We start from the raw sequence: 24,994 nt of genomic DNA, 5'->3' as shown, positions 1-24,994 counted from the left end.
GTCAGAAAGGCCATGCCCGTGTCAGAACTCCAGTGGGATGAGATCGACCGCCGTGCGGTAGATACGGCCCGTATCCTCGCCGCCGATGCCGTTGAGAAGGTCGGTAACGGTCACCCCGGAACAGCTATGAGCCTCGCTCCCCTGGCTTACCTGCTCTACCAGCGCGTCATGCGCCATGACCCCCGCGACACCGATTGGCTGGGCCGCGACCGCTTCATCCTCTCGGTGGGGCACTCCTCACTCACCCAGTACGTGCAGCTTTACCTCGGTGGTTTCGGTCTCGAACTCGACGACTTAGAAGCACTGCGCACGTGGGACTCGCGTACACCGGGTCACCCTGAGTACGGCCACACCAAGGGTGTAGAAATCACCACCGGACCGCTGGGCCAGGGGCTCGCTTCTGCTGTGGGCTTCGCCTACGCAGCGCGGTACGAACGGGGACTTTTTGATCCGGATGCTGCTGCAGGCGCCAGTCCCTTTGACCACTTTGTCTACGTTGTTGCCGGTGATGGCGACCTGCAGGAGGGTGTGACCTCTGAAGCCTCGTCGCTCGCCGGTCATCAGCAGCTGGGCAACCTCATCACCATTTACGACTCGAACCAGATTTCGATCGAAGATGACACAAACATCGCCTTCAGTGAAGACGTCGCCGCGCGGTACGAGTCGTATGGCTGGCAGGTTCTTGAGGTTGACTGGAAGAAGACCGGCGAGTACGTCGAAGACGTTGCCGAGCTTTATGCAGCCATCGAAGAGGCCAAGAAGGAAACATCAAAGCCTTCACTCATCATTCTGAAAACTATTATCGGTTGGCCTGCCCCCAATAAACAGAACACCGGGAAGATTCACGGCTCGGCTCTGGGTGCTGACGAGCTCGCCGCAACGAAGAAGGTTCTTGGATTCGACCCAGAAGAGCACTTTGTCGTTGCCGACGACGTCATCGCGCACACGCGTGCGCTCGCCGAGCGCGCCGAACAGGATCGCGCACAGTGGCAGAAGTCGTTCGACGCATGGGCTCAGGCTAACCCTGAGCGCAAGGCGCTTCTGGACCGTGTTGAATCCGGCGAACTTCCGACCGGTATCGAAGAGTCGCTGCCCGTGTTCGAGGCTGGTAAAGACGTCTCAACGCGTGCAGCATCCGGCCAGGTCATTAACGCTCTCGCCGAGCACATGCCCGAACTCTGGGGCGGTTCCGCCGACCTCGCGGAGTCGAACCTCACCACCATTAAGAGTGCTGCATCGTTTGTACCCGAAGAGTGGTCAACCAGCGAATGGCAGGGCAACCGTTACGGCCGCGTACTTCACTTTGGTATTCGCGAACACGCGATGGGCGCGATCGTCAACGGCATTGTGCTGCACGGTAACACCCGCGCGTTCGGTGGCACCTTCTTGATCTTCAGCGACTACATGCGTCCGGCTGTGCGTCTGGCCGCACTCATGAACGTTCCCAGCATTTTCGTGTGGACGCACGACTCCGTTGCGCTCGGTGAAGATGGGCCTACGCACCAGCCGATCGAGCAGCTTGCCTCGCTGCGCGCAATCCCCAACATGACAATGGTTCGCCCCGCCGATGCCAACGAAACCGCAGCGGCATGGCTTGAAATCTTGCGTCGCCGCGGTGGCCCTACCGGTATTGCGCTGACACGACAGAACATTCCCGTGTTCGAACGTGGCAGCGACGCAGCATCCGGCAATGAGCTGGCCTCGGCAAAACACGTCGCCAAGGGAGCATATGTGCTGGCCGAAGCGGCCAATGGCAACCCCGACGTTATTCTGATCGCCACCGGCTCTGAGGTGCAGCTCGCACTCTCTGCTCGCGAGACGCTGGCCGCAGAGGGCGTACAGGCGCGTGTTGTTTCTGCACCCTCTCTCGAATGGTTTGCTGAGCAGGATGCCGAGTACCGCGAAGCTGTTCTGCCCCGAAGCATCCGGGCACGTGTGGCCGTAGAAGCCGGATCGACTCTCAGCTGGCAGGGAATTGTTGGGGACGCTGGTCGTGTTGTAGGTATTGACCACTTTGGTGCATCGGCCGATTACAAGACCCTGTTTGAAAAGTTTGGCATCACCGCCGAAGCCGTCGTTGAGGCGGCTCGCGAGACCCTGAAGGAGAACGCATGAGTACCCCCACCGCACAACTCAGTGCCGCCGGCGTCAGCATCTGGCTCGACGACCTCTCGCGACGCCGTATTGAGTCGGGCAACCTGGCCGACCTCATCCAGCAGCGCGATGTCGTCGGCGTCACGACAAACCCGACCATTTTTGCCAACGCTCTGACAGACGCGAACGACACGTCGTATGACGAGCAGGTCGAACAGCTCGCGAAGTCGGGTGCCACAGCCGAAGAAGCTGTGTTTGCTGCGACGACGCAAGACGTCGGCAATGCACTCGATGTCTTCCGCCCGGTATGGGAGCGCACTAACCACGTTGACGGTCGCGTTTCGATCGAGGTTTCTCCCGACCTTGCGCACGACACCGAAGGCACCGTCGCTCAGGCTAAGCAGCTGTGGGAAACGATTAATCGCCCCAATCTCCTGGTCAAGGTGCCTGCCACCAAGGCCGGTCTTCCTGCCATCGAAGAGGCAACTGCCGCCGGCATCAGCGTCAACGTGACACTGATTTTTAGTCTCGAACGGTATGCAGAGGTTATTGAGGCTTATCTGTCGGGTCTAGAAAAGGCTCGCGATGCAGGGATCGACCTGTCGACGATTCACTCGGTTGCGTCGTTCTTTGTTTCTCGGGTAGACACCGAAACAGATAAGCGTTTGGAAGCTATCGGGAGCGACAAAGCCACGGCGCTGCGTAGCAAGGCCGGGCTTGCTAATGCCCGGTTGGCCTACGAACTGTTTGAGAAATCTTTTGCGACCGAGCGTGCCCGGGCACTTCTTGACGCCGGGGCCAACGTTCAGCGTCCACTGTGGGCATCGACGGGAGTGAAAGACCCGGCGCTGCCGGACACCCTGTACGTTACGGAGCTCGTGGCAGACGGGGTCGTCAATACCATGCCAGAAAAGACGCTCGAAGCGACGTTTGACCACGGCACGGTCACCGGTGACACGATCACCGGCGGTTACGACGAAGCCCGCGCCGTGTTTGATGGCCTTGCCGAAGTCGGTGTTGATTTTGCCGATGTAACGCAGGTTCTCGAAGACGAAGGGGTCGCGAAGTTCATCGACTCGTGGCACGACCTTCTTGGTCAGGTATCGGCAGGCCTCGACGCCCGCCGCTAAACACGTTCTTCCGGTGTCGGCCGCATCTTGCTGATGGGGCCGACACCGGAATTCACATGTAGGAGACACCCTTCCCCATGCCCGTCCCCATCTCCCGCGGTCACAACCCGCTCCGCGATCCTGCTGATCGTCGTCTGAGCCGCATTGCCGGCCCCAGTGCACTGGTCATCTTCGGTGTTACCGGCGACCTTTCTCGCAAAAAGCTCATGCCCGCGGTCTATGACCTTGCTAACCGCGGCCTCCTACCTCCCGGATTTGCTCTCGTCGGGTTTGCCCGCCGCGACTGGGAAGACCAAGAATTCGCCCAGGTTGTTTATGAGGCCGTAAAACAGCACGCCCGTACACCGTTTCGCGAAGAGACCTGGAAACAGCTTCTTCAGGGCATTCGCTTTGTCTCCGGTGAGTTCGGCGACGCCGATGCTTTCCGTCGCCTGCGCGACACGGTAGAGAAGCTCGATGTCGAACGCGGCACCATGGGCAACCATGCGTTCTACCTGTCGATTCCGCCGAAGGACTTTCCTACCGTTGCACGTCAATTACGCGAGTCGGGTCTTGTCGCCGACGAAAACAGCGACGACTGCTGGCGTCGTGTGGTCATCGAAAAACCATTCGGTCACGACCTAGCATCTGCTCGGGCGCTCAACGAAACACTGGAATCAACCTTCCCTGCCGACTCGATCTTCCGTATCGACCACTACCTCGGCAAAGAGACGGTACAAAACATCCTCGCGCTGCGGTTCGCTAATGAGCTCTACGAACCGATTTGGAACCGCAACTACGTGGATCACGTACAGATCACGATGGCCGAAGATATCGGTGTCGGCGGCCGAGCCGGTTACTACGACGGCATCGGCGCAGCGCGAGACGTCATCCAAAACCACCTTTTACAGCTCTTGGCACTGACAGCCATGGAAGAACCAATTTCATTTTCAGCCGCTGATTTAAGGGCAGAAAAAGAGAAGGTGCTTGCTGCCGTCAAACTTCCCGCTGACCTCTCGCAGGCCACTGCACGCGGCCAGTATGCCGGGGGTTGGCAGGGCGGCGACAAGGTGACCGGGTTCCTTGACGAAGACGGAATGGATCCGCAGTCGCGTACAGAAACCTACGCGGCAATCAAGCTCGAAATCGGTACTCGACGATGGGCGGATGTGCCGTTCTACCTGCGCACAGGCAAGCGCCTGGGGCGCCGCGTGACAGAGATCGCGGTGGTGTTCAAACGGGCGCCACAACTGTTGTTCGGTGGCGACCAAACAACCGAGCTCGGTCAGAATGCGCTGGTCATTCGAGTGCAGCCCGATGAGGGTGTCACGATTCGATTTGGCTCCAAGGTTCCTGGAACCGCGGCTGATGTTCGCGACGTCACGATGGACTTCGGTTACGGGCATGCCTTTACTGAAGCCAGCCCTGAGGCCTACGAGCGCCTTATTCTCGACGTGCTCTTGGGCGATCCGCCACTGTTCCCTCGCCACGAAGAGGTCGAATTGTCGTGGAAGATTCTCGACCCCATTGAGCAGTATTGGGAGAACCAGTCAGGAGCAATTGAACAGTACGCACCCGGGTCGTGGGGGCCGGCGTCTGCTGATGCCCTCCTTGCCCGCGACGGACGAGTGTGGAGACGCCCATGATTATTGATCTACCGGACACAACCGTCAGCCAGGTTGCTAAGCAACTCGTTAAAGTACGCGAAGAGGGCGGCGCTGTTGCCCTCGGGCGAGTGTTAACGCTCGTTATCTCGGCGCGTAACGGTGTTGCCGAGGCAGCAATCGATGCGGCTAACGATGCCTCTCGCGAGCACCCCATGCGTGTGATCGTTCTTACGACGGGCGAGGGAGAACCTCGCCTTGATGCGCAGATCCGCGTGGGCGGAGACGCAGGAGCCAGTGATGTTGTGGTGCTGCGTGCCTATGGTGAGGCAGCAAGCAACCAGGAGAGTCTCGTTACGGGGCTGCTGCTTCCGGATGCACCGGTTGTCGCGTGGTGGCCCGAACAAGCCCCTACTGATCCGGCGTCATCGCCGATCGGTCGCATCGCCCAGCGGCGTATTACGGATGCAGCGACATCACCGGATGTCCGTGACCGTCTGGCGCTGCTCGGGCGAACGCATGCCCCGGGAGACACAGACCTGGCGTGGACGCGTCTGACGCACTGGCGTGAACAGTTGGCCGCTGTGTTGGACCAGCCTCCCTACGAGTCAGTGACGGCTGTGGAAGTGCGTGGCTCAGCGACCTCGCCGTCGACCGCACTGCTGGCAGGTTGGTTGCGGCTAGCGCTGCGTGTTCCCGTGCGCTGGTCGTTTGAAGACCTTGGTGAGTGGAAAGACGGGATTAAGTCGGTGCGACTCACCCGAGCAAGTGGCGACATTCTGCTGGAGCGTCACTCCCCCGATCTCGCGGTGCTCACCCAGCCTGGCCAGCCCGACCATGAGCTGCATCTGCCGCGCCGCACGCTGCGGGAGTGCCTCGCAGAAGAACTCCGGCGATTGGATCCCGATGTTCTCTACGGTCGTGTGATTACCGAGGGTTGGGAGCAGGTCTCGCCCACGGAGTCGGTAGGGTGACAAGTATGACGAATGATGCCACTGCCAAGCGTGTTGTGATCGGTGCCGATCCAGACGCTGTTGCCCTCCAGGTGGCCGAGCGTTTCTTGACTCGTGTTCGCGCACGGGTTTCGAACGGTCGGCAAGCACACATCTGTCTTACGGGCGGATCCATGGGTGCGCGCGTGCTCGCACAAGTTTTGCGCCTTCCAGACGTCCACAATGTCGACTGGTCGCTCGTGCACTTCTGGTGGGGAGACGAACGATTTCTCAATGCCGATGATCCCGAGCGTAACGCGGTACCAGCGCGCGAGGCTTTTCTGAACCATCTCGACATCCCGCAAGAAAACATCCACGAGATCGCCGCTGCCGATTCCGGTGTCAGCCTTGACGAAGCAGCTCGTGCTTATGCGGCTGAGCTCGCTCAGTTCGGTGAGGGCGACCAACAGTGGCCCTCTTTCGCTGTGTGCTTCTTAGGTGTTGGCCCCGACGGCCACGTCGCTTCGCTTTTCCCTGACCGGGCAGAGGTGAATGTTACCGATGCGGCGGCTTTGCCTGTGCGGGAGTCGCCCAAGCCGCCTCCCGAGCGAGTGACACTGACCCGTCCGGTAATTAATGCATCGAAGCGTGTGTGGCTCGTGCTCACGGGTGCAGACAAAGCACCGGCACTCGGACTCGCACTCGCGGGAGCCAGCTACACCAGTGTTCCGGCAGCGGGAGCCAAGGGTCGTAAGCGCACCGTATTTTTTGTTGATGAGGCTGCGGCGGCCGAGGTTCCGCCCGAGCTGATCGACCCGAACTACTAGGCACTCGACCACAATTCACGAGCCAGGGTTTCGGATGCAGCACACGACCAGCATCCGAAATCCTGGCTTTATTCGTTGTAGGGCGGAAACTCTTCGTGACGCTGCACAGGGTCAGTCTGTGGCGCTGCGGGTCGTTGTGGCGGAGTCGATGGTGTGCTGCCGCGAGTAATGGGAAGCTCGGTACTTTCGCTCACCACCTGTGGGTGATACCTCGCCAGTGTGACCACGCCCCACACTGCCACCGCGCCCACGAGAGCGAAGGCAACCATGACACTCCACGGTGCACGGGCGGCCTCACCCAGCACGATGATTCCAATGAGTACTGCGATGAGCGGGTCAACCACTGTAAGCCCCGCAATCACGAGATCGGGCGGCCCAGAGCTATAGGCGGTCTGAACAAAGTAGGCCCCGACCGCAGCGGCAGCGATGAGTGCGAGCACGCACACGATCAGCACCCAGCCGATTTCTCCTGACTGCAAACGTTTAATAACGACCTTGGCGAGCGTGGCGACAAAGCCGTAGAGAATACCGGCGCCAGTGATATAAAACAGCGCAGTCATCTTGTGTCGCAGCAGAAGCCACGCTGCGCCTAAAAGAATGATCACCACGAGCAGGATCACCAGCACGACGAAAAGTTCACGCTCCGTAATGTTTTTTTCGGTGGCAAACAGAGCGGCGAGGGTGACAAAAACAAATATTCCGCCAACGCACGCGATGATCGAGGCTAGCGATTTGCCGGTGGGGGCATGGCCCGAAATATGCCAGTTCAACAAGGTTGTGATGACGAGTGCGACCGCTCCCAGCGGCTGCACGACAATCAACGGTGCCTGCGATAACGCTGCCAACTGGCACACAATCGCTAATCCCAACATGATCGTGCCGATTACCCACGAGGGTCGCCGAAGCAGATTCTTTATCTGCGTGGCCGAGAGTCCCTTTGTCGCTGATTCGCCGCTAATTCTTTCTACTTTGCCGACTCCGCGGTGCTGGTACTGGGCGCCCAGTGACATAAACACGGCACCGGCGAGGGCGAGAGGAATGCCCAAAAGAATGCCGGGGTTGCGAAACGCCCCGACTAGTTCATCGCCCACTTCACCGGGCACAGTCAAGCTCGCCCCCACGATCGACATCACACTCTGAGATTACCGGCACAAGCTGTCCGAGTAGTGTTAGTGCGTGGCTGTGCTTCCGATTCGAATAATGGGCGACCCTGTATTACACGCGCCTGCTGACCCTGTCTCTGAAATTAACGATGATATTCGCATTCTCATCGCCGATATGTACGAAACGATGGATGCTGCTCCCGGCGTAGGCTTGGCCGCCCCCCAGGTCGGCGTGGGGCTGCGCATCTATACATATTCGTACGTTGACGACGACGATCAACCCTGGCGCGGAGTAATTATCAACCCCCAACTGCTCATGACCCCGCCTGTTCCCGGTGAGCCCGACCCGGATGAAGAGTCAGAAGGATGCCTGTCGTTTCCTGGCGAGCGTTTTCCGCTGCGCCGTGCCGACCGTGTGGTTGTGACAGGCATCGACCTCGACGGTGACGAGGTACGGATTGACGTGGATGGCTGGCGTGCCCGCATCATGCAGCACGAGTTTGATCATCTTGACGGAATTTTGTATATCGATCGGCTGGGCGAAAACGACTGGCGAACGGCCCAAAAAATTTCCCGTAAGCGTCGCTGGGGAGTACCCGGTCTCAGCTGGACGCCCGGCGTAGATAATCTGGAAGGATAAGTTTTTAATGGCGGCAAACATCCGGATAGCAATCGTCGGCTACGGCAACCTTGGTCGCGGTGTCGAACGAGCCATCGATAGCACTAGCGACATGTCTCTCGTTGGTGTATTTACCCGTCGTGAACCGGCGCAGGTAACGCCGATCAACGACGAAACGAAAGTATATTCTCTCGCCCAACTGCATGATTTTCACGATGAAATTGACGTCGTGGTGATCTGTGGTGGCTCGAAATCTGATCTGCCCGTACAAAGCCCACAGCTGGCATCAACCTTTACAATCGTCGACAGCTTTGACACCCACGCGAAGATACCGGAACACTTTGGTGCTGTCGACGAAGCCGCCCGTGCCGGCAAAACAACAGCCGTTATCTCGACCGGGTGGGATCCCGGTCTGTTCTCGGTGCTGCGACTGCTCGGTGAAAGTGTCGTTCCCCAGGGCGAAACCTACACATTTTGGGGTCGTGGTTTGAGCCAGGGACACTCGGATGCGGTCCGCCGTGTACCGGGTGTTGCTGCGGGTGTACAGTACACGCTGCCATCCGAGTCGGCCATCGAACAGGTACGTGCGGGAGAGCAACCGACATTGTCGACACGAGACAAGCACACACGAGAGTGCTTCGTCGTGTTAGCAGAGGGTGCCAACGCTGATGAGGTGCGCGAAGCCATTGTCACTATGCCTGACTACTTCGAACCCTACGACACCACCGTGCACTTTATTTCGGCCGAAGAGCTTGCTCGCGACCATGCCGGGGTTCCCCACGGCGGTTTTGTTATTCGTAGCGGAGAATCATCGCCGGGAACCCAGCAGACGGTTGAGTTTCGACTCGCGCTCGAGTCGAATCCTGAGTTCACCGCCAGTGTTCTCGTGGCCTATGCACGGGCAGCTGCAAGGCTGGCCGCTGCAGGAGACTATGGAGCAAAGACACCGTTCGACATTGCTCCAGGACTCCTCTCCCCCGAATCGGCCGAACAGCTCCGTGCCCGACTGTTGTAATAGCTGGCCCGTGAAAACCACACCTTGGATGGCTGCCGGTGGTCAGGCAAGATAGATCTATGCTCGAAGACGCACCCCCGCCCCCAATCATTCAGTGTGATGATCTTGTGGTTGATCGGGTCGGCCGCAGTGGCACGGTCCGCGCCGTCGACGGCATAACGTTTACGTTGCAGGCACGCCGCATCATTGGCATCAGTGGTGCGGCGGGTTCCGGTAAATCTTCCCTGGCAGCAGCGCTTGCGGGCCGAGCAGATTCCACTGTTCGTATTGTTGGTGGCGATGCGCTCGTGCACGGTATATCAGCGCGGCATCCGGGGCGTCGGCGGCGAGAGCTGGAGGCGCTTTCAGGGTATCTTCCGCAAAACGCAGGTGCGCGGCTTGATGCCGATCGTACGGTGCATGATTTGGTTGCCGAGCCCATTATGCAGCGACAGCGTCGTGTAAATATGAAGGCGCTGCAGTTGCGTGTGGTGTCTTTACTGGATGAGCTTCGTCTATCGCTGGGTACAGCAGCAAAGTTTCCGTATGAACTGAGTTCGGGCATGAGACAGCGAGTCGCGATTGCGCGTGCGCTTATTCTTGACCCGCATCTGCTGATTGCTGACGGGCTGCTGTCGAACCTTGATATTGATGTTCGCCCCATCGTGATTGACGCTATCGTGCGGCGCCAAGAAGGCCACGGTATGGCTGCTCTTATTCTCAGTAATGACCCGGAGCAGTTCATCAGTTTGGCTTCTGAGTCGTTTGTCATGCATAACGGTCACGTCATTGGCCATGCCACAGAGGAACAGGTTCGGTGGACACCGAATACGGCGTCGATACCGACACGCGCGGGAACTTAGACAGACGCTGCCGGATGCCGCATCTGCGCCAGAATTTGCTAAGCTAAACGAGTTGCCTGCACGGCGGGCACATTCCCCTGTAGCTCAATGGCAGAGCAATCGGCTGTTAACCGATAGGTTGTTGGTTCGAGTCCAACCGGGGGAGCAAATTAGCCTTCAGTACTACGTGTCTGAAGGCTTTTCTCTTCCTCTCCCCTGGTCGCCGTCGGCTTTATCGGCCTCACGTGGGTCGCAGCTGATTAAATGGCAAACTGCTGTCGCTCGCGGTCGAGATCGCGCAGTCGCACGCGCAGCGCGCGACCCCCCGGCGAGTCGGCGGGTACGCGTTGCACAGCGCCGAGCAGTTCTTGCTTTTCGCGTTCTAGGCTGCGCACAACGAGTCGTCGAGTGAGAGACTCGGCCGAGTGCGCAGCCGATTCCTCGTCGCGCGCTGGGAACGGTGACATGAGTAGTTCACCGGCGAGAGCCCGATACGGCTCACGCACGCTCTCGATCGCTTGCAGTGCCCATCCTGGTCGGCTCTTATCGTTTGCGGCAGCCACAGCATCACGCACGGCTTCGAGAGCGGGAGTGTGAAACGGCTCGGCCAGTGCTTTGGCCAAAAGTTCGGCATCGATACGGTGACCATATTGCAGCACACCCATAAGCGCTTGGCGCTCCAGCACAGACTCGGCGTTGACCGGTAGTTGTGCGAGTGTTACTGCCGGGGGCGCCACCGGTGTGGCTTCGGCATCCGGATGCTGCTGTGGAGCGACTGACGTAGGGGTGTGCGCTGCGCGGTTAGGCGAATGTTTTGACTGGCCCCTGCGGCGACGCACCTCGTGGTGCACATCGACCGGGTCGATACCCAGTCTGCGGGCGAGGACACGCTCATACTCGGGACGCAGAAGTCGGTCGCGAATCTCGGCAACAACGGGTGCTGCCGCTCGTAAAGCCCCGACTCGCCCTTCTACCGTTGCGAGATCGTAGGGGGCGATGCGTCGGTCGATGACAAACTCAAACAGTGGCACCTTGGTGTCAAGAAGGCCCTGGACCGCGTTGTCGCCGCGCTGAAGGCGAAGGTCACAGGGGTCCAGCCCTTCGGGCGCGACGGCAACAAAGGTTTGTGCGGTAAAGCGGTCTTCTTCGGCGAATGCCCGAAGCGCTGCCTTTTGCCCTGCCTCGTCACCGTCGAACGTGAAAATAACTTCGCCCGAGGTGGAATCGTCTCCCATCACTCGCCGTAGCACTTTAATGTGTTCGGTTCCGAAAGCCGTGCCGCACGTGGCAATAGCCGTGGTCACTCCAGCAAGATGACAGGCCATAACGTCGGTATAACCCTCAACAATGACCACGCGCCGTGGCTCGCTACGGGCGATGTCGCGCTTGGCGAGGTCAAGCCCGTAAAGAACCTGATTCTTGCGGTAGATCGGGGTTTCGGGAGTGTTGAGATATTTGGGGCCTTGATCTTCGTCGTAGAGTCGGCGGGCCCCGAAGCCAATGGTTTGCCCTGTGACGTCGCGAATGGGCCATACGAGGCGTCCGCGAAACCGGTCGTAAACGCCGCGCTGTCCCGTCGATACGAGCCCGGCGGTAGAAAGCTCGTCGCGAGTGAATCCCTGTTTTGTCAGCGCGTCGAGCATGGTGTTCCACCCCTGAGGCGCGTAGCCGACACCGAAGTGTGCGGCCGCTCCGGCGTCGAAACCTCGCTCGCCGAGAAATCGGCGGGCGATTTCTGCTTCGGGGCTCAGTAACTGTTGGCGAAAATAGTCTGCTGCGGCAGAGTTAGCGGCAAAGAGCCTGCTTCTTCCGGTGCTTTCGGGAGCTGGACCTGCTCCTTCTTCGTAGTGCAGGGTGTACCCGATGCGTCCGGCTAGCCGCTCCACCGATTCGGCGAAGCTCATGTGGTCGATTTCACGCAAGAAAGTGTAAACATCGCCGGATGCCCCGCATCCGAAGCAGTGGTAAAAGCCCACCTGCGGTCGCACATGAAAGCTCGGGGTCTTTTCGTCGTGAAAAGGGCACAGGCCCTTCATAGAACCAATGCCCGCTGACTTTAGTGCGACTCGTTCTCCGATGATGTCGGCGATATTGGTGCGCGCCTTGACTTCTTCGACGTCGGCCTGACGAATGCGTGCCATTAGTTCGCCCCGCGGGTTGTTCCCAGTTGTGAGGGCCATACGCCGATAGCAACGGCATCGACCTCACCGATGAGCCGGCGGTGCCATTCGACTGCAACCTGATCGGTCAGGCTCGCCACCTGGTCAACAACAACCCGCTGCCGTGCGGCGTCGGAGTCAGCAGCGGCAAAGTCGAGCGCAAAGGCGGCGTCGCAGCCTGCAGCGCCGCGCTCCCAGATCGCATCTGCAAGGCGGGTGAGTACACGGCGCTGTTCTTCGTAGACCTCTCTGCGATCATCAATCGTCACAACCGTTGCGCCGATTGTGCCTTTCAGCACGGCGATCTCTGTTTCAATTTCTCGCGGAACCACCACGTGTGCTCGATACCTGGTCAGTTGCGCCCCGGCATAGGCTGCCCGGGTTGCTGTGGTGGCTGCGCTGGCAAAACGACCAATGAGCTCTGAGGTGAGGTTTTTTAACTGCGCCAGGTGCGCGCGGCTGCCACTGTATTCCTTGAGCCACAGCGGTAGCTGTAACAGGCGGTCGAGCGCTGCAGCAAGTTCTTCGTGCGAGAACTCTTCGCCCACCCACTGCCGGATTGCCACCACCAGCGCTTCGTGCTCGTCGGGGTCGCTCATGCGGGCAGGGTTGAGGTAGCCGTTGGTCACGGCGTCTTCAAAGTCGTGAACGGAGTACGCAATATCGTCTGAGAGGTCCATAACCTCGGCTTCGACACAGAGCACACCGACGGGTGCGTCGCGACGCATCCATTGAAACACCTCGGCATCATCGGGATACACGCCGAATTTCGCCCGACCGCCGGGATCGTCAACAGCATCCGTGCTTCCCCACGGGTATTTACAGACCGCGTCGAGGCTGGCTCTGGTCAGGTTGAGCCCGACGCTATTGCCAGCGTTGTCGGTCACTTTCGGCTCGAGCCGCGAAAGGATTCGCAGGCTCTGCGCGTTTCCTTCAAAACCACCGATGTCACGTGCCCAGTCGTTCAACGCACGTTCACCGTTGTGCCCGAACGGCGGATGACCCAGGTCGTGCCCCAAACACGCGGTATCGACGATGTCGGGCGAAAGTTGCAACCGTGTGGCCAGTTCTCGGCCAACCTGTGCGACCTCGAGCGAATGAGTGAGCCTGTTGCGGGCGAAGTCGGCGGCGTTTGCCGGGCTGAGCACCTGAGTTTTGGCCGCGAGTCGACGCAGTGCCGCTGAGTGTAAAACTCGGGCGCGATCGCGCGCAAAATCATCGCGTTCCGAGCGGTGAGTCTCGCTCATAAATCGTGCCGTGTCGTTGTGGTCGTAGCCATCTGACCGTTCACGGCGCGCGCCATTAGCCTCCATCGTTGTCGATCTCCGCTTCTTGCAACATCTCTGAGGCATCGGCGTTAACGTCGCGGGAATCGAGCCAGCCGTGCGGCAGGATTGTGCGCTTGGGCGAACCAGCGCGTCCGCGCTGCCCCTCTGCTGCTGCTCCCGGATACGGGGCATCCCACTCCAGGTCGGCCAGCAGATCGTCGATCTGGGCAAGACTCTCTGACCGGGCTAGTGCCGCTCGTGTGTCGCCGCCGACCGGATAACCCTTGAAGTACCAGGCGACGTGCTTGCGGATGTCTTTGCAGCCGCGGTCTTCATCATCAAAAAATTCGACGAGAAGTTCTGCGTGGCGGCGAAACGCCTGCGCAACAAAACCCAGGGTGGCGTCGACACCGGATGCCTCTCGCTGACCTGCGGGGTCGAGAGCTGCCGCGAGGTCGCCGAACAACCAGGGCCTACCCAAACAACCCCGGCCGACAACAACACCATCGCAGCCGGTCTGTTCCATCATGCGAACGGCGTCGTCGGCGCTCCAGATATCGCCGTTGCCGAGCACGGGAATCGATGTGACAGCCTGTTTCAGTTCACCTATGGCGCTCCAGTCAGCATGGCCCGAATAATATTGCGCCGACGTGCGAGCGTGCAGTGCCACCGCTGCCGCGCCCGCGTCTTCGGCTGCTTTGCCGGCATCAATGAAAGTCAGGTGATCGTCGCTAATTCCCTTGCGCATTTTGACGGTGAGGGGAACACCATCGGCGGCCTGTACAGCCTGCGTCACAATATCGGCAAACAGGCCGGTCTTCCACGGGAGTGCTGCTCCCCCACCCTTGCGAGTGACCTTGGGCACGGGGCATCCGAAATTCAAGTCGATGTGGTCAGCATGATCTTCTGCCACGATGATGCGCACCGCCTCGGCAATTGTCGTGGGGTCGACCCCGTAGAGCTGGATCGACCGAGGGGTTTCGCTCTCATGGTGCTGAATAAGCCGCATCGTGATCTCGTTGCGTTCCACTAGCGCCCGTGACGTAATCATCTCGCTCACGTAGAGCCCCGCGCCATACTCACGACACAGCCGACGAAATGCGGTGTTGGTAATACCGGCCATGGGCGCGAGCACGACCGGTACATCGATCGTAAGGTTGCCCAAGCGCAGTGGTTGCGGTGGCGTGTTGAGCGTGGGCTTGTCGAGGGTGCTTGCAGTGGTCATCGCCTCTATTCTCCCAGATCCCGGCGCGGATAGTGCGCTATCCACCTAGGCTGGGTATATGGCTGATACGAACCTGCACGACATCGTTTTTCTCGACGCCGAGGGCAAAGAGCGCACGCTAGCCGCTTTTGATTCTCGTGCTGTTCTCGTCGTCAACGTTGCGTCTCGCTGCGGTCTGACACCGCAGTACGAGCAGCTCGAAGAGTTGCAGAAGCAGTACGGTGAGCGCGGGCTCACCGTGATCGGTTTTCCGTGCAACCAGTTCCTTGGCCAGGAGCCCGGGTCGATGGAACAAATTCTTGATTTTTGTTCCACCACTTACGGCGTGACTTTTCCCATTATGCAAAAAACAAAGGTTAACGGACGTAACGCTCACGAACTGTATAAGTCGTTGAAGACGACTCCGGATGCTGCCGGAAAATCTGGCCGGGTCGAATGGAACTTTGAAAAATTTCTTGTAACTACCGATGGTGCCGTCGCACGTTTTCGGCCTCGCCAGCGCCCCGACGACGCTGAAATTATCAGCGCCATCGAGGCAGCGCTTTCTTAGACCTCTGGCTGCAGCGGCGTCTCTTCGTCGCGCTTGCTCCACAGGTCACGCAGCACGTTCTCGAATGCTTCGGCCGGCTGTGCTCCGCTGATGCCGTATTTTCCGTCGATCACAAAAAACGGTACGCCCTGGATTCCGTACGCGCGTGCCTGCTCTTGGTCAGCGCGTACGGCCTCGGTAAATTCTCCCGCCATCAAAGCCTGCCGAGCAGCATCCGGGTCGAGTCCTACCGAGCCAGCAAGCTGCGCCAGACTGTCGATGCGTCCGATGTGCTCGCCCTCCGAAAAATAGGCGCGAAGCAGGCGCTCTTTCATTTCATGCTGCTTACCGTGCTGGAGCGCAAAGTGCAGCAGCTCGTGAGCCTTCACCGTGTTGGTGTGCTGCAATTTGTCGAAGTTGTAGGTGAGCCCCGCCTGCGCCGCCACCCCGGTGACATGCGCCAGCATCTTCTCTACCTGTTCGCGAGCCATCCCCTTGTGGTCAACAAGAAAATCAATCTCATCGCCGTCAAAGTCAACGGGGGTATCGGGTGATAACTCAAAGGAGTGATACGTGATCGCCACTTCGGGCGCATCGTCGCCCGTGAGAGCCGCTAACCCTTTCTCGAGGTTGCGTTTGCCGATATAGCACCACGGGCACGCAATGTCTGACCAGATGTCAATAGAGATAGGTTTCGTCACACTGCGGTTAACACTGGTGTTGGCAGCACTATTCCGTCACTGCATCCGGAGTGTCTATTGCGCCACCAAAACGACGGTCGCGCGATAAATAAATCTCTATCGCACGCCACAGTTCACGGCGCGAGAAATCGGGCCACAGCGTGTCAAGAAACACCATTTCGGCGTACGCCGACTGCCACAGCAGAAAGTTGGAGGTGCGCTGTTCACCGGAGCTGCGCACAAACAGATCAACATCAGGCATCTCAGGAATATAAAGGCGCTTGCGCACACTGCGTTCAGTGATAGCCGAAGGCTTCAGTTTCCCTGCCCGCACATCTTCGGCGATCGAGCGCACCGCATCAACCAGCTCAACTCGTCCGCCGTAGTTGATGCACATCGTCAGGGTGAGCGTCGAATTGCTTTTTGTTAGTTCCTCGGCAAACTGTAACTCTTTAATAACCGACCCCCAGAGCCGAGGCTTGCGTCCCGCCCAGCGAATCCGCACCCCCCACTCATTCAGCTGGTCGCGGCGGCGGTGCAACACCTTACGGTTATAGCCCATGAGGAACCGCACTTCTTCGGGTGACCGTGCCCAGTTTTCGGTGGAAAAAGCATAAACGGACAGGTGTTTCACGCCGATCTGAATCGCGCCGGCAACGACGTCTAAAAGCACTTCCTCGCCCGCTTTGTGCCCCTCGATACGGTGCAGGCCTCGACGATTCGCCCACCGACCATTGCCATCCATGACGATCGCCACATGGTCGGGTACGGCACGAAACTCCGGCGGATGATCTCCGGTCCAATCCAGAGGACGAAACGGCACGGCATCACGGTGCGTATACGGCTTCGGTGTCACTGTGCTCCTTCAATGTGCGCGAGAGACCGAATGCCTCGCTCCATATGCCACTGTGCGTAGGCAGCGACGAGTCCTGAAGCACGGTGTGCCACCGCAGGTTGGGCGGCATCGACGTAATCCCACTCCCCCGCAAGCAGGGCCTGCAGCATCCGGTTACTGTCGTAGTCCATCCGTGGAGAGCCAGCGGGAGCGCACGAGGCGCAGACGGCGCCTCCCATGGCAGCGGCAAAGAATTGTTGTGTTCCGGATGCCCCACATCGCGCGCAGTCATCAAGTGCCGGTGCCCACCCTGAAATCGCCATAATGCGCAGCAAATACGAGTCAAGAATTGCTCGCGACGCGTGATCCCCCCGCGACAATGCCCGCAGAGCACCAATCAACAGCAAATAGTGCTGGGGGGTGGCTTCGGCCTCGGCGATCCGGTCGGCTGTTTCTACCATCGCGTTTGCGGCGGTAAAGCGGTCATAGTGGGCAGCGATCGTTGCGCCATACGAAGCGAGTGAGACGGCCTGCTGCACAATATCGAGGCTGCGCCCTTCATAGAGCTGCACATCGGCAACCATGAAGGGTTCCAGCCGCGCCCCAAACTTCGAGGAAGTTCGCCGCACACCCTTCGCAACGGCGCGCACCCGACCATAATTGCGCGTGAGCAACGTGACGATGCGGTCTGCTTCGCCCAGCTTGTGTGTGCGAAGCACAACGGCTTCGTCCCGATAGGTCGGCATACCTCTTATTATCGCGGTCTTCGCCACGACGAGGGTGCACCCGAGCACAAACCCCGGCACACCCTCATCACGCTAGCGGACTGAGCCGCGAGGCTAAGCAGAAATGAGCTCTGCGTCGCGTACCCGAATCGCGCGGTTGACTCCTGAAACAATTGCCTTGAGCGATGCGGTCGAGATGTCGCCATCAATGCCTACGCCCCACAGCCGCTGCTCTTCTACCTGCAGTTCTACATAGGCGGCCGCATGCGCGTCACCGCCCGAACTCATAGCGTGCTCAACATAGTCGTAGACCGTGACGTCGATACCCTGCTGCTGCAAAACGGCAACGAACGCTGCGACCGGACCATTACCTGTGCCGGATGCTTCGATAGTGGTTTCGCCGTCACGCAATACAACGTCGAGGGCAACCTCACCGCTCATGTCACTGCGGGTTTCTGTGCCGAGAAGTTCGAACCGGCCCCAGCGCTGCTCTTGCACCGGGGAAGGCAGATATTCGTCGCTAAAGATGTTCCAGATCTGTTCGCTGGTAACTTCGCCACCCTCTGCATCGGTCTTGGCCTGCACGACTCCCGAGAACTCAATCTGCAGTCGACGAGGCAGGTCAAGCGCGTGGTCAGTTTTGAGGAGGTACGAAACACCGCCCTTACCGGACTGCGAGTTAACACGAATAACCGCTTCATAAGAACGGCCGAGGTCTTTAGGGTCGACCGGTAGATAAGGCACGGCCCACTCGATGTCATCGACGGTGACGCCCTCGCTTTCTGCACGGGCGGCCATAGCTTCAAAGCCCTTCTTGATGGCGTCTTGGTGCGAGCCGCTGAAGGCCGTAAACACCAGGTCTCCTGCCCACGGACTCCGTTCTGGCACGGGCAGCTGGTTGCAGTATTCGACGGTGCGTTTCACCTGATCAATGTCGCTGAAGTCAATCTGCGGGTCGACCCCTTGCGAGAAGAGGTTGATTCCCAGCGCGACGAGGTCGACGTTGCCGGTGCGTTCTCCGTTACCAAAGAGGCACCCTTCAATGCGGTCGGCGCCAGCCATGTATCCGAGTTCTGCCGCTGCCACCGCGGTTCCGCGGTCGTTGTGGGGGTGCAGCGACAAAATAACGTTTTCGCGGTGTGCCAGATGCCGGTTCATCCACTCGATGGAGTCGGCATAAACGTTGGGGCTTGCCATCTCCACCGTGGCCGGCAGGTTGATGATCACCTTGCGTTCCGCGGTTGGCTGCAAAACATCCAGTACTGCGTTGCATACTTCGGCCGCGTATTCGAGTTCGGTGCCCGTGTAGCTTTCTGGCGAATACTCGTAGTACACCTGTGTGTGCGGAATTGTCTTTTCAAACTGTTTGCAGAGCCGTGCACCCTCGAGCGCGATCTGTTTGACGCCTTCGCGGTCGCTACGAAAAACGACTTCGCGCTGCAGCACACTCGTCGAGTTATAGAAGTGAACGATAGCCTGCTTGGCGCCTGCGATTGCTTCATAGGTGCGAGCAATCAGGTGCTCCCGGCACTGGGTAAGTACCTGGATCGTGACGTCGTCAGGAATGAGGTTCTCGTCGATCAGCTGTCGTACAAAGTCAAAATCAGTTTGGCTGGCAGAGGGAAACCCGACTTCGATTTCCTTGTAACCCATGCGCACCAACAGGTCGAACATGACTCGTTTGCGTTCGGGTGACATCGGGTCGATGAGGGCCTGGTTGCCGTCGCGAAGATCAACTGCGCACCATCGCGGTGCCTGGGTAATGCGCTTACTCGGCCACGTGCGATCGGGCAGGTCAATCGAAATCTGTTCGTGGAACGGACGATACTTGTGCACCGGCATGGTAGAGGGGCGTTGGTGGTTCTTCATGTTTCTTTTCTCTTACTCGTCATCTCACCGTAGGGAGGAAGGGCCAACGCGACCACCGCGACGAGGAAGGCCCTTAGATCTGGGACTCGCCGCGGCAGATAAGCAGAAGAACCGAGCCTGCGCGCATGCGGTTACCTTAGCAGTAATTTTTGCTGCCACTCAAGAAAGCTCAGCCAACATGACGGCTTTCTCGGTGTGCATCGTTACGCTAGAACACATGCGCACACGTATGGTGGCTCTTTTCTCGGTGCCGTTCGCACTGCTATTAGCAGTGCTGTTTCCGTCGGCTGCAGCGGGCAGCGTCAATGATTTTTCTTATTCATCGTGGCACTCCGAGTTTCAGGTCGGCGTTGACTCCGATGGTCGTGCGACCCTGCACGTAACAGAAACGATCGTGGCAGAATTTCCCGACTTCGACCAGAATCGCGGAATCATTCGCGGTCTTTCCGAGCGCTATAACGGTGTGCCGCTGCATCCGAAGGTCATTTCTGTCACCGATGAGTCGGGCAATGCCGTGCCCTACGAAACCGACAGTGACGACGACGTGTTGTCGCTGTTGCTCGGAGACGACAGGTACCAGCACGGTGCCACCACGTACGTGATCGAATACACAATGCGCGATGTTATTTTGCAGCCGGATGACTCCGATGACGACGAGTTCTACTGGGATCTTTTGCCACTGGACAGTTCGCAAGACATCGCACAATTTAGCGCCGACATTGTGTTTGATAACACGCTCACAAAGAACCTGCTCGATCGCCAAGCCTGCTACGTCGGCTCGTATGGCTCTGACCAGAAGTGCTCATTCGAACAGCCCGAGCCCGGTCATTACCGCGTGAGCGCAACGAATCTTTCTGCTCGCCAGGGCGTCACGGTCGCTATCGCTCTGCAGGGCGGTGTGGTCACCCCTGCACCGAAAAACGTTCCGAATTTTGCTAATGATCTCTTTCCAGGCCTGCTCTCGCTCGGTGCTGCCGGCACTGCCCTCGGCGGAACCATAACCAACAGCGTGATGGCGCGTCGTGCGCGGCAAAAAGGGCGCGGAATCATCGTGGCCGAGTACTCGGTACCCGATCAGTGGTCGCCCGTCATTGCCGCCGACCTCGTTGGTGCACGCTCGATTGGTCCTCAGGCCCACATTGTGCACTTGGGTGTGCGCAAAGTGCTGCAGATTATTCCTTCAGAAAAAAAGTCAAAGAAACCTACCCTGCGCTTGATCAACCCGGATGCTGCGCCCACGCAGTCTGACAAAACGATGGTGCGGGCACTCTTCGGCTCCGTAGAGCCGGGCAGCACTCTTGATCTTGAAAAAACAAATGACAGTTTGGCGCGGGCCCTCAAGATAGAAGAGGCCGCCGCAGCAAAAGCCAATGATGCAGCGGGTTATTTTTATCGCCGCCGCTCCGTAGTTTCTATGGTTTTTGTGGCACTCTCGGTGCTTCTCCTTGTCGCGGGTATCATTTTGGTGATTCCGGGTGCGTCCGCCGAACGCGGAATGGCAATATTCTCGGCGTTTGGGCTCGGAGCTTTCGGTATCTTCCTTGTTATACCCGCTGTCGCAGCGCTTCTGAGTGGCACACGGATTCACACCAAGCAGGGTGCTGAGGCGTGGGAGTATCTGCAGGGTGTGCGTGAATTTATTCGCGTAGCAGAGACCGACCGCATCGCTATGCTGCAGTCTTATTCCGGTGCGGAACGCCGCTCTGATGGCTCAGTTGACGTTATTTTTCTCTACGAGAAGCTCCTGCCCTATGCCATGATTTTTGGGCTTGAAAAAGAGTGGGGGGCGGTGCTTGAGACTACCTACTCCACCTACAACACACAGCCCGACTGGATCACCGTGGGAACCACGATGCACCTGTCCCGCACACTGCGCACTCTCAACAGTGGCCTCACGCCCACGGTCACGAAGGCGACGTCGTCATCGAGTTCGTCGAGCGGATCATTTGGCGGCGGGTTCTCGGGTGGGGGCGGCGGAGGCGGGACTTCCGGCGGACGTTAGAAGCCGAGGCGCCGGAGCTGCTTGGGGTCGCGCTGCCAGTCTTTCGCCACGCTCACATGCAAACCTAAATACACCCGCTTGCCGATAAGTGTTTCGATCTGCGCGCGGGCTTGCGTACCCAGCTCCTTCAGTCGCGTGCCCTTTCGACCGATAATGATTGCCTTTTGGCTGTCACGCTCCACGAGCACGGATGCATGAATATCCGTGATTTCTGCGTCTTCTCGTTCGCTAATGTCGTCGATAACCACAGCGATAGAGTGTGGAAGCTCGTCGCGCACTCCTTCGAGTGCTGCCTCACGAATAATTTCGGCGATGCGGTCATCGATGCTCTCGTCGGTCACCGTTTCGCTCGGGTATAGTGCCGGCCCCTCGGGCATAAGTGCGAGAAGCTCATCGGCGAGAACATCGATTTGGGTTCCAGCGAGCGCCGAGAGCGGAATGACTGCTGTCCAGTCGTCGCGTAGTGCATCGACTTCCAGAAGTCGCTCTGTCGTCTCTTCACGTGTGGCTTCGTCAACCTTCGTGACAATAGCGATCTTCTTGGCTCGTTCGTAGCCGTCCAGGCTCGCAGCAATCCTTCGATCACCAGGACCAACTTTTTGCGTTGCCGGAACACAGAACCCGATGACATCGACGTCTCCAAGCACTTCATCGACGAGGTCATTGAGCCTCTGGCCGAGCAGAGTGCGTGGCCTGTGTATTCCCGGGGTGTCGACAATGACAAGCTGCCCATCGGGGCGGTGCACAATGCCGCGAATGGCGCGCCGTGTTGTTTGTGGTTTGTCACTGGTAATCGCGATGCGTTCACCGACGAGCGCATTCGTGAGAGTTGATTTTCCGACGTTCGGTCGACCAACAAAAGTGACGAACCCGCTGCGAAAAGTCGTATTGTCAGGCATCGTCCTGCTCGTTTCTTTCGATCATGCTGTCGGTTCTTTCAACAAATACTGTGGCGATACCGCGGCCTCGACCACGCGAGGCTCCGCCTGTCAGGGTGAGGCCGTGCACGACGGCGGTCGAGCCGGGCTGAGGAACCCGGCCGAGAACCTTGGCCAGAAGGCCGCCGATAGAGTCAACCTCGTCGTCTTCGAGTTCGAGTCCGAAGAGGTTGCCCACGTCGGTGAGCGCCAGACGTGAGCTCACACGGTAACGGCCGTCAGGAAGCTCGACGATCTCATTGGTGGCTTGGTCGTACTCATCGTCGATTTCACCGACCAGCTCTTCGATGAGGTCTTCCATTGTGACAAGGCCCGCAACTCCGCCGTGTTCGTCTACCACCATGCACACATGCACAGCATCATGTTTCATCTGCTGGAGTAGTGACTCCGCCCGCATAGATTCCGGAACAAATACAGCCGCCCGCGCAATTGTTTCGACGGCGGCATCGCGCCACGACTGTTCATCGCGAAAGGCAAACTGCACGAGATCTTTCAGATAAACGATACCGACGATGTCGTCGGGGTCTTCGCCGATGACCGGCATTCGGGAGACCCCGCGGTCGAGAAAGATCTTCATCGCTTCGCTGGTGGTTTTTCCGGCGTCGATGCTCACCATGTCGGTTCGATGCACCATCACGGCACGCACAAACTGATCGGTGAAATCGAACACTGAGTGGATAAGCGCGCGATCGTCAGCCTCAATAAGGTCGTGCGATGCTGCTTCGTCGACCATGCTCAGCAGTTGTTCCTCCGAAGCAAAGCTGCTGCGGCTGGTGGCCCCTGGTGTCACGCGCTTGCCGAAGGTTGTCAATGCCTGAGCCAGCGGCCCAAGAACAACGCGCACAGCGCGGATTGTTGGCGCGCATGCGCGCAGCATCGCATCGGCGTGGACTCGCCCAAATGACCGTGGGCTGGCACCCACAAGAACAAAAGTCGTGCCACTCATGAGCACGGCGGCGGCAAACGTTGCCCATCCAACGCTGTCGATGAGCAGTACAAAGGCCACCGTCACAAACACCGCCGCGGTTGTTTCTGCAAATACGCGCATAAATGCGACGGCGTTGACGTGGGGTTCGGGCGCAGCAGCAATTTTTGCTAAAGCGGCTGCACGCTTGCCCTGCTGCGACATTTCAGCCAGGTCGGCCTGAGATGTAACCGATAGCGCGGCATCGATGGCTGCCATGAGCCCGCCGAAGGCAACCAGGAATACGGCCGCGATGAGCACAATGATCGCTGTAATCATGATCGTCGGCGACGTTCCTCCATCGCAAACGAAACAATTAGGTCGCGCTGGAGCGCAAACATTTCTCGTTCTTCTTGCGGCTCAGCGTGGTCAAAGCCCAGCAGGTGAAGCAGTCCGTGGGTGGTGAGCATGACGAGTTCGTCCAGCAGTGTATGGCCGGCTGCTGCTGCTTGAGTTTCAGCGACCTGCGGGCACAGCACAATGTCTCCCAGAGTTCCGGGCGGAGTGGGTCGATCAATAGTGCCCGGGCGCAGTTCATCCATCGGGAAACTCAGCACGTCGGTGGGTCCGGGTTCATCCATCCACTGCACGTGCAGCGACTCCATGGCTCCTTCATCAACGAGCAATATCGCTACCTCAGCGTCGGAGCTCACGTTGAGCTGCGCCAAGTTGTGCGTTGTCAGTCGCAGGAGTACGGCTTCGTCCACGTCGATGGCGGATTCATTATTTACTTCGATCATGCGGATCCTCGCTGCTCGTCATAAGCGGCATATGCGTCAACGATGCGGCCGACCAGGCTGTGCCTGACGACGTCTTCGCTGGTAAGTCGAGAAAAATGGATGTCGTCAATGTCGCTGAGTACGCGCATGACGACTCGTAGCCCGGATGCTCCGTGGGGAAGGTCGATCTGCGTGGCATCGCCAGTGACGACCATTTTCGTTCCGAATCCCAGGCGGGTAAGAAACATCTTTATCTGTTCGGGTGTGGTGTTTTGTGCTTCATCGAGCACCACGAACGAGTCGTTGAGTGTGCGCCCGCGCATGTATGCCAGGGGAGCTACTTCGATGGTTCCTGATGCCATCAGACGCGGCACGATTTCGGGATCCATCATCTCGTTGAGCGCGTCGTAGAGCGGTCGCAGGTAGGGGTCAATCTTGTCAATAAGGGTGCCGGGTAAAAATCCGAGCCGCTCCCCTGCCTCTACTGCCGGGCGTGTAAGAATAATTCGGTTCACTTCTTTGCGCTGCAAGGCTTGCACGGCCTTGGCCATTGCTAGGTAGGTTTTACCCGTTCCGGCCGGCCCCAGACCGAAAACTATGGTGTTGAGGTCGATGGCGTCGACGTACTCTTTTTGACCCTGGGTTTTCGGTCGAATAGTGCGGCCTCGCGACGACAGAATGGGTTCACCGAGCACTTCGCTGGGGCGGGGCCCTTCGCCGCGGCTCAGGTGCAGCGCCGAGCGTTCAATGTCTCGGGGGGCGATATCGTATCCGTCGCGGGTCATAGCGATGAGTTCTTCTACGAGCGCCCGTGCAGCGGAAACACTCTCGGGGCTGCCGGTGAGTGTGACTTCGTTGCTTCGCACGAGCACCTCGACGTCCGGATGCTGATCTTCTAGCACTCTCAGGAGGCGATCGTTGGGGCCCAGTAGCTGCACCATCGCAACGCCGTCGGCA

Annotated in this window: 22 protein-coding genes and 1 tRNA gene; 11 read left to right on the top strand and 12 right to left on the bottom strand. The window is 58.8% G+C overall.

The window, feature by feature from the left end; translation table 11 throughout:
- The first annotated feature begins 18 nt into the window (after window positions 1–18).
- From tkt to pgl, 5 genes are all read left to right on the top strand, one after another.
- The gene (gene tkt / locus ACQUSW_RS01165) at window positions 19–2,115 is read left to right on the top strand and encodes a transketolase (RefSeq protein WP_428930458.1); all 2,097 of its coding nucleotides are present in this window, start codon (window positions 19–21) and stop codon (window positions 2,113–2,115) included.
- Entirely contained in the window at window positions 2,112–3,224 is a 1,113-nt protein-coding gene (gene tal, locus ACQUSW_RS01160) for a transaldolase (RefSeq protein WP_428930457.1), read from the top strand. The genes tkt and tal overlap by 4 nt, the downstream gene beginning before the upstream one ends.
- 77 nt (window positions 3,225–3,301) lie before the next feature.
- Complete coding sequence (gene zwf, locus ACQUSW_RS01155; protein ID WP_428930456.1) at window positions 3,302–4,849, top strand: glucose-6-phosphate dehydrogenase; 1,548 nt, start codon at window positions 3,302–3,304, stop codon at window positions 4,847–4,849.
- Window positions 4,846–5,781 (top strand): glucose-6-phosphate dehydrogenase assembly protein OpcA, encoded by a 936-nt coding sequence (locus ACQUSW_RS01150; protein ID WP_428930455.1) that lies wholly within the window; start codon window positions 4,846–4,848, stop codon window positions 5,779–5,781. Before zwf ends, ACQUSW_RS01150 begins: the two co-directional genes overlap by 4 nt.
- Window positions 5,782–5,786: 5 nt before the next feature.
- Window positions 5,787–6,566 (top strand): 6-phosphogluconolactonase, encoded by a 780-nt coding sequence (pgl, locus tag ACQUSW_RS01145; RefSeq protein ID WP_428930454.1) that lies wholly within the window; start codon window positions 5,787–5,789, stop codon window positions 6,564–6,566.
- A gap of 68 nt (window positions 6,567–6,634) precedes the next feature.
- Here the strand turns inward: pgl and ACQUSW_RS01140 are convergent, their stop codons facing one another.
- Window positions 6,635–7,696, bottom strand: a complete 1,062-nt coding sequence (locus ACQUSW_RS01140; RefSeq protein ID WP_428931246.1) for a DMT family transporter — start codon at window positions 7,694–7,696, stop codon at window positions 6,635–6,637.
- 46 nt (window positions 7,697–7,742) lie between these two features.
- Here ACQUSW_RS01140 and def point away from each other — a divergent pair, with 46 nt between their 5' ends.
- From def to ACQUSW_RS01120, 4 genes are all read left to right on the top strand, one after another.
- On the top strand, window positions 7,743–8,309 hold the full coding sequence (def, locus tag ACQUSW_RS01135) for a peptide deformylase (RefSeq protein ID WP_428930453.1): 567 nt from the start codon (window positions 7,743–7,745) through the stop codon (window positions 8,307–8,309).
- A gap of 7 nt (window positions 8,310–8,316) precedes the next feature.
- Complete coding sequence (locus ACQUSW_RS01130) at window positions 8,317–9,303, top strand: diaminopimelate dehydrogenase (protein WP_428930452.1); 987 nt, start codon at window positions 8,317–8,319, stop codon at window positions 9,301–9,303.
- Between the two features lie 59 nt (window positions 9,304–9,362).
- Entirely contained in the window at window positions 9,363–10,145 is a 783-nt protein-coding gene (locus ACQUSW_RS01125) for an ATP-binding cassette domain-containing protein (RefSeq protein WP_428930451.1), read from the top strand.
- A gap of 73 nt (window positions 10,146–10,218) precedes the next feature.
- Window positions 10,219–10,290: transfer RNA gene (locus ACQUSW_RS01120), tRNA-Asn, on the top strand.
- Between the two features lie 94 nt (window positions 10,291–10,384).
- On the opposite strand, the gene dnaG is transcribed toward ACQUSW_RS01120, so the two are convergent.
- Genes dnaG through dusB form a run of 3 tightly spaced genes read right to left on the bottom strand, consistent with a single transcriptional unit; the run spans window position 10,385 to window position 14,776 of the window.
- A complete protein-coding gene (dnaG, locus tag ACQUSW_RS01115) occupies window positions 10,385–12,265 on the bottom strand; it encodes a DNA primase (RefSeq protein WP_428930450.1) in 1,881 nt (626 codons plus the stop codon).
- Complete coding sequence (locus tag ACQUSW_RS01110) at window positions 12,265–13,596, bottom strand: deoxyguanosinetriphosphate triphosphohydrolase (protein ID WP_428930449.1); 1,332 nt, start codon at window positions 13,594–13,596, stop codon at window positions 12,265–12,267. Before ACQUSW_RS01110 ends, dnaG begins: the two co-directional genes overlap by 1 nt.
- Window positions 13,586–14,776, bottom strand: coding sequence for a tRNA dihydrouridine synthase DusB (gene dusB, locus ACQUSW_RS01105; protein WP_428930448.1), 1,191 nt, complete (start codon window positions 14,774–14,776; stop codon window positions 13,586–13,588). Before dusB ends, ACQUSW_RS01110 begins: the two co-directional genes overlap by 11 nt.
- Before the next feature lie 58 nt (window positions 14,777–14,834).
- Here dusB and ACQUSW_RS01100 point away from each other — a divergent pair, with 58 nt between their 5' ends.
- A complete protein-coding gene (locus ACQUSW_RS01100) occupies window positions 14,835–15,326 on the top strand; it encodes a glutathione peroxidase (protein ID WP_428930447.1) in 492 nt (163 codons plus the stop codon).
- On the opposite strand, the gene ACQUSW_RS01095 is transcribed toward ACQUSW_RS01100, so the two are convergent.
- From ACQUSW_RS01095 to leuA, 4 genes are all read right to left on the bottom strand, one after another.
- On the bottom strand, window positions 15,323–16,006 hold the full coding sequence (locus ACQUSW_RS01095; RefSeq protein ID WP_428930446.1) for a DsbA family oxidoreductase: 684 nt from the start codon (window positions 16,004–16,006) through the stop codon (window positions 15,323–15,325). The two genes, ACQUSW_RS01100 and ACQUSW_RS01095, sit on opposite strands and share 4 nt — an antisense overlap.
- A 28-nt stretch (window positions 16,007–16,034) precedes the next feature.
- Window positions 16,035–16,841: an isoprenyl transferase gene (locus ACQUSW_RS01090; protein WP_428930445.1), complete on the bottom strand. Its 807-nt coding sequence runs from the start codon at window positions 16,839–16,841 to the stop codon at window positions 16,035–16,037.
- The gene (gene recO / locus ACQUSW_RS01085) at window positions 16,838–17,566 is read right to left on the bottom strand and encodes a DNA repair protein RecO (protein WP_428930444.1); all 729 of its coding nucleotides are present in this window, start codon (window positions 17,564–17,566) and stop codon (window positions 16,838–16,840) included. The genes ACQUSW_RS01090 and recO overlap by 4 nt, the downstream gene beginning before the upstream one ends.
- 93 nt (window positions 17,567–17,659) lie before the next feature.
- The gene (gene leuA, locus ACQUSW_RS01080; RefSeq protein WP_428930443.1) at window positions 17,660–19,414 is read right to left on the bottom strand and encodes a 2-isopropylmalate synthase; all 1,755 of its coding nucleotides are present in this window, start codon (window positions 19,412–19,414) and stop codon (window positions 17,660–17,662) included.
- A gap of 217 nt (window positions 19,415–19,631) precedes the next feature.
- On the opposite strand from leuA, the gene ACQUSW_RS01075 reads away from it, so the two are divergent.
- Window positions 19,632–21,416, top strand: a complete 1,785-nt coding sequence (locus tag ACQUSW_RS01075; protein WP_428930442.1) for a DUF2207 domain-containing protein — start codon at window positions 19,632–19,634, stop codon at window positions 21,414–21,416.
- On the opposite strand, the gene era is transcribed toward ACQUSW_RS01075, so the two are convergent.
- Genes era through ACQUSW_RS01055 form a run of 4 tightly spaced genes read right to left on the bottom strand, consistent with a single transcriptional unit; the run spans window position 21,413 to window position 24,978 of the window.
- Window positions 21,413–22,315: a GTPase Era gene (gene era / locus ACQUSW_RS01070; protein ID WP_428930441.1), complete on the bottom strand. Its 903-nt coding sequence runs from the start codon at window positions 22,313–22,315 to the stop codon at window positions 21,413–21,415. The genes ACQUSW_RS01075 and era overlap by 4 nt on opposite strands.
- Complete coding sequence (locus tag ACQUSW_RS01065; RefSeq protein ID WP_428930440.1) at window positions 22,308–23,597, bottom strand: hemolysin family protein; 1,290 nt, start codon at window positions 23,595–23,597, stop codon at window positions 22,308–22,310. The genes era and ACQUSW_RS01065 overlap by 8 nt, the downstream gene beginning before the upstream one ends.
- Window positions 23,594–24,058, bottom strand: coding sequence for an rRNA maturation RNase YbeY (gene ybeY, locus ACQUSW_RS01060; protein WP_428930439.1), 465 nt, complete (start codon window positions 24,056–24,058; stop codon window positions 23,594–23,596). Before ybeY ends, ACQUSW_RS01065 begins: the two co-directional genes overlap by 4 nt.
- Window positions 24,055–24,978, bottom strand: a complete 924-nt coding sequence (locus ACQUSW_RS01055) for a PhoH family protein (RefSeq protein WP_428931245.1) — start codon at window positions 24,976–24,978, stop codon at window positions 24,055–24,057. Before ACQUSW_RS01055 ends, ybeY begins: the two co-directional genes overlap by 4 nt.
- Between the last annotated feature and the right edge of the window lie 16 nt (window positions 24,979–24,994).

The organism is Microbacterium luticellae, from assembly GCF_050408645.1.
In the GTDB taxonomy this organism is placed as follows: Bacteria; Actinomycetota; Actinomycetes; order Actinomycetales; family Microbacteriaceae; genus Microbacterium.
This window is presented reverse-complemented; position numbering and strand designations above follow the sequence as displayed.

Coding starts and splice junctions, on each gene's coding strand:
- tal (WP_428930457.1), top strand. CDS start 2,112: ATGAGTACCCCCACCGCACAACTCAGTGCCGCCGGCGTCAGCATCTGG.
- zwf (WP_428930456.1), top strand. CDS start 3,302: ATGCCCGTCCCCATCTCCCGCGGTCACAACCCGCTCCGCGATCCTGCT.
- ACQUSW_RS01150 (WP_428930455.1), top strand. CDS start 4,846: ATGATTATTGATCTACCGGACACAACCGTCAGCCAGGTTGCTAAGCAA.
- pgl (WP_428930454.1), top strand. CDS start 5,787: ATGACGAATGATGCCACTGCCAAGCGTGTTGTGATCGGTGCCGATCCA.
- ACQUSW_RS01140 (WP_428931246.1), bottom strand. CDS start 7,696: ATGTCGATCGTGGGGGCGAGCTTGACTGTGCCCGGTGAAGTGGGCGAT.
- ACQUSW_RS01130 (WP_428930452.1), top strand. CDS start 8,317: ATGGCGGCAAACATCCGGATAGCAATCGTCGGCTACGGCAACCTTGGT.
- ACQUSW_RS01125 (WP_428930451.1), top strand. CDS start 9,363: ATGCTCGAAGACGCACCCCCGCCCCCAATCATTCAGTGTGATGATCTT.
- dnaG (WP_428930450.1), bottom strand. CDS start 12,265: ATGGCACGCATTCGTCAGGCCGACGTCGAAGAAGTCAAGGCGCGCACC.
- ACQUSW_RS01110 (WP_428930449.1), bottom strand. CDS start 13,596: ATGGAGGCTAATGGCGCGCGCCGTGAACGGTCAGATGGCTACGACCAC.
- dusB (WP_428930448.1), bottom strand. CDS start 14,776: ATGACCACTGCAAGCACCCTCGACAAGCCCACGCTCAACACGCCACCG.
- ACQUSW_RS01100 (WP_428930447.1), top strand. CDS start 14,835: ATGGCTGATACGAACCTGCACGACATCGTTTTTCTCGACGCCGAGGGC.
- recO (WP_428930444.1), bottom strand. CDS start 17,566: ATGCCGACCTATCGGGACGAAGCCGTTGTGCTTCGCACACACAAGCTG.
- leuA (WP_428930443.1), bottom strand. CDS start 19,414: ATGAAGAACCACCAACGCCCCTCTACCATGCCGGTGCACAAGTATCGT.
- ACQUSW_RS01075 (WP_428930442.1), top strand. CDS start 19,632: ATGCGCACACGTATGGTGGCTCTTTTCTCGGTGCCGTTCGCACTGCTA.
- era (WP_428930441.1), bottom strand. CDS start 22,315: ATGCCTGACAATACGACTTTTCGCAGCGGGTTCGTCACTTTTGTTGGT.
- ACQUSW_RS01065 (WP_428930440.1), bottom strand. CDS start 23,597: ATGATTACAGCGATCATTGTGCTCATCGCGGCCGTATTCCTGGTTGCC.
- ybeY (WP_428930439.1), bottom strand. CDS start 24,058: ATGATCGAAGTAAATAATGAATCCGCCATCGACGTGGACGAAGCCGTA.
- ACQUSW_RS01055 (WP_428931245.1), bottom strand. CDS start 24,978: ATGGTGCAGCTACTGGGCCCCAACGATCGCCTCCTGAGAGTGCTAGAA.